The sequence below is a fragment of the Micromonospora globispora genome (assembly GCF_003857015.1).
Lineage (GTDB): Bacteria > Actinomycetota > Actinomycetes > Mycobacteriales > Micromonosporaceae > Micromonospora > Micromonospora globispora.
The window spans coordinates 1-3364 of the sequence record NZ_QGGF01000050.1 but is presented as its reverse complement, the minus strand read 5'-3'; the positions used below and the strand labels follow the sequence as shown (position 1 = coordinate 3364).

At 74.0% G+C, this 3364-nt stretch carries 3 protein-coding genes; all 3 read right to left on the bottom strand.

What is annotated here, in order from left to right; translation table 11 throughout:
- Window positions 1-1140: trypsin-like serine peptidase (locus DKL51_RS34630; RefSeq protein ID WP_185734667.1), on the bottom strand; the 1140-nt coding region annotated here is incomplete at its 3' end.
- Window positions 1141-1155: 15 nt separating this feature from the next.
- On the bottom strand, window positions 1156-2028 hold the full coding sequence (locus tag DKL51_RS01485) for a nuclease (protein ID WP_124811643.1): 873 nt from the start codon (window positions 2026-2028) through the stop codon (window positions 1156-1158).
- A gap of 80 nt (window positions 2029-2108) precedes the next feature.
- Window positions 2109-3200 (bottom strand): S8 family peptidase, encoded by a 1092-nt coding sequence (locus tag DKL51_RS01480; protein ID WP_185734666.1) that lies wholly within the window; start codon window positions 3198-3200, stop codon window positions 2109-2111.
- Window positions 3201-3364: the final 164 nt, after the last annotated feature.

The following is a 3364-nucleotide window of genomic DNA, read 5'->3' as shown; positions in this document are numbered from 1 at the left end:
CGGCCCCGGGACGGCGAGCCCGGCGACGGAGGGTCCGGCGGCGACGAGCCCGGCGACCGAGGGTCCGGCGGCGACGAGCCCGGTGACGGCGGAGTCGGCGACGGCCGGAGCGGCCGGCTGGACGCCCGCCGGGACCGCCTGCGGGCCGAGGCTGTCGAGCACGGCCCGCTGGACGGGCGTCAGGGGGCGACCGAAGAGGTGACCGAGCAGCGCGCTGACGCGTACCCCCTCGTTGGCGATCCAGTGGACGGCGTCGTCGCCGTCCGACGGCCGCCACCGGCTGCCGTCGGCCTTGAGCCAGTTGCCCTCGGCGTCGGTCGCCGGGATTCCCGAGTGGTGCAGGGCGACCACCTCCCACTGGTCGTTGAAGACCGGCGAGCCGGAGTTCCCGGGCTCGGTGTCGGTCGCGTAGTGCAGGAAGTGGTCCAGCTCGTTGACCAGCCCGTTGTTGCGCAGGGCGACTTCCTTCAGCCGGCCCTGCGGGTGCCCGACGATGTTCAGCCACTCGCCGATGACTGCCTTGCCCTGCTGGTGGACCAGCCGGTTCCAGCCGAACTCGTCGCCGGGTGGCCGACCGGCGCCGGGCGCGACGGCGACGAGGCTGTAGTCGAGCTCCTCGTCGGTGAGGAAGAACGCCCCCGGATCGAGCTGGTACCCGGCGACCTTTCCGGCCTCGTGGTCGATGCCGTCCTCGCAGTTCAGTTCGAGCACCGCGGCGTCGGCGGCCGGCTCGTCGGGCAGGACGTGGTTGTTGGTCAGCAGCAGGGCCGGCGCGACGAGGAAACCGGTGCCGATCGGAATGCGGCGCCCCCGCACGTCCGCGGCGATCCGACCGACGGTACGGGCGGCCCGGGCGCCCCGGGAGAGGAAGTTGACCGCCTGCAGGTCGTTGGTGTCGGCGATGATGCGTTCCAGCAGCGCCGCGCGGGCGACGGGCTCGCCCTCCGGGAGCGCCCGCAGGATGGCCTCCGGCGTGACGGCGCCGGCGCGGGCCAGCCGCCGGACCCGGGCCTCGACCTGCTCCCCCGTGGCGACCACCCGGGTGACCCCGGTGGCCTGCCGGCGCTCGATTTCCGTCCGCTGCGCGGTCGTGCGGCGGTACCGCTCGGTCGCGGCCTCGATGTGCACGGTGTTCTCCATGACGGTTCCCTCCGCTCAGCGCTCGTCGAAGAAGAGCTGCTCGGGCGGATGGGTGAGGCGGATCTTGGTGCCGTCGACCGCGACGATGGTGTCGAGGCTGGTCCACTGGCCGCTGGGCAGCAGGGTGATCCGGTCGTCGCGCGCGTCCAGGTAGTCGACGAAGCCGCTCAGCGAGGGATCGCCGTCGTTGAGCGTGAAGTAGTCGGCCAGGCGCCGGAAGAGCTTCGGCAGCACGACGACGTCGCCTTCCAGGTCGGCGAGACCAGCCGGCAGTGCCGCACCGCTGGCGGTCTGGTCCGACCGCCACAGTGGTCCGCCCGCCGCCCGGGCGGCGACCACCGCCCGGGCCATCGCCTGGCGCAGGTCCGCGTAGAGCTTGCGGTAGAAGGTCGGGTACGCGTGCCCGCGGGCGAGCTGCCGGTAGTTCACCGTACGGCGGAGCATGGAAACGGTGACGTGCACGCGCTCCCCGCTCGGCTGGTCCGTCGGTGGGATTCCGCGGCCGGCCAGCGCGACGCACCGGCCGTACACGTCGGCCCCACGGGTGAAGACGTAGCCGATCATCTCGGTGGGCGTGGCGTCGGTGACGGTTTCCCGCTCGTTCCGGCGCACCGCCCGGAAGCCCAGGCCGGACAGCAGGGCCGCGGCGCTCGCCCGGCCGAGGTCGAGGGGTTGGTGCGTGGGGACGCGGCCGGCGGTGTAGTGGGTCTCCAGCGCGTCGATGCCGTCGAGGCGGAGCTGGGCGCCGCCCGAGGCGTTGCGGCGCACCCGGTGCGGGCCGTCCACCCGGTCCCAGTGCGCCGGGTCGGCGGGCTGGAACCGGACCGAGTCGCCGTCCGGCGCCGCGCCGACGACGTGAAAGGACCCGGTGATGAGCAGCATCGGCATGGCGGTGCCTCCAATTCCGTTCGCTACCGGAATGGAGGCGCCCAGCGCCGCTCAGATACCCCGCCGGAGTGTCGCCTTTCCTACTCGGGCCGCAACACCGCCCCGACGCCGGGCTGCGCGTGCCTGCGGGCCTTCCGCAGCAGCGACCGCGCGGCCGCGCGACCGTTCTCGCCGGTCCGCGACATCCGCCCGGCGATCAGGCCGGCGACCACCGGGGTGCTGAACGAGGTGCCGCTCCACCGCGCCATGCCGTGGAACGTCTCGACCCGGGGCGGGTTGTCGTACGGCGGCTCCCGGTAGGTGTAGGTCCCCGTCGGGAAGGCGTTGACGAGATCCTGGCCGGGCGCGTAAACGTCCACCCAGCCGCCGAAGTTGCTGAAGCCGGCCCGGCCCCGCCCGGTCGCCGCCAGGGCGCCCACCGACACGGTGTACGGCGCCGCCGCGGGCCAGAACGGCTTGCGGTCCGCGTCGTTGCCCGCCGCCACGACGAGGACCACTCCCTTGTGGTGGCGCAGCCGCCGCTCGTGGAACACCTGGAAGGTGAGCAGCCCCGATGCGTCGTACGTGTAGGTCCCGGCCGACATGCTAATCACGTCCGGGTGGTGGCAGTCCAGGACCGTGTCGAGCGCCTGGACGAGGTCGGACTCCAGGACGCCGCCGCCGAAGTGGAACACCGAGCACACGTGGGCCTCGGCCCGGGGCGCGACACCGCGTACCACGCCGGCGATGAAGGTGCCGTGGCCCGCGTACTCGTCGAGGGTGTGGTTCGCGGTGTCGACGCCCGGGTCGGGCTGGCCGGTGACCCCGGCGAGCCACGGGCTGCGCACGGCCGCCTCCGGGTCGAAGCCGGTGTCCACGATGACCACCTTCACGCCTTCCCCGGCGGCCCGGTCCAGCGCGTGGCCGGGGTCCGGCGGGCTGCCGGCGGGCACCGGTTCGGGCTCCACCGCGGGGCAACCGCCGCCGTTGCCGCAGATGTGCACCACGTGGTTCAGCGACACCGCACCCGCACCGAGGCCCTCGACCACCTCGGTCCGGCGCTCGTCCGGGCGGGAGGGGTCGACGACCCGTACCGCTCCCCCGTCGAGCAGCAGCCGCAACGTCCGGATGGTGTCGTAGTCGCGCAGGTCGTCCCGCCGGTCGGGGCGGAAGTCCAGGCGGATCGCCCGCACCCCGGCGATGACCGGTTCGGTCGCCGGCTGTTCGGTCGGCCGCGCACGGCCGCCTCCGGGTCGAAGCCGGTGTCCACGATGACCACCTTCACGCCTTCCCCGCCGGCCCGGTCCAACGCGTGGCCGGGGTCCGGCGGGCTGCCGGCGGGCACCGGTTCGGGCTC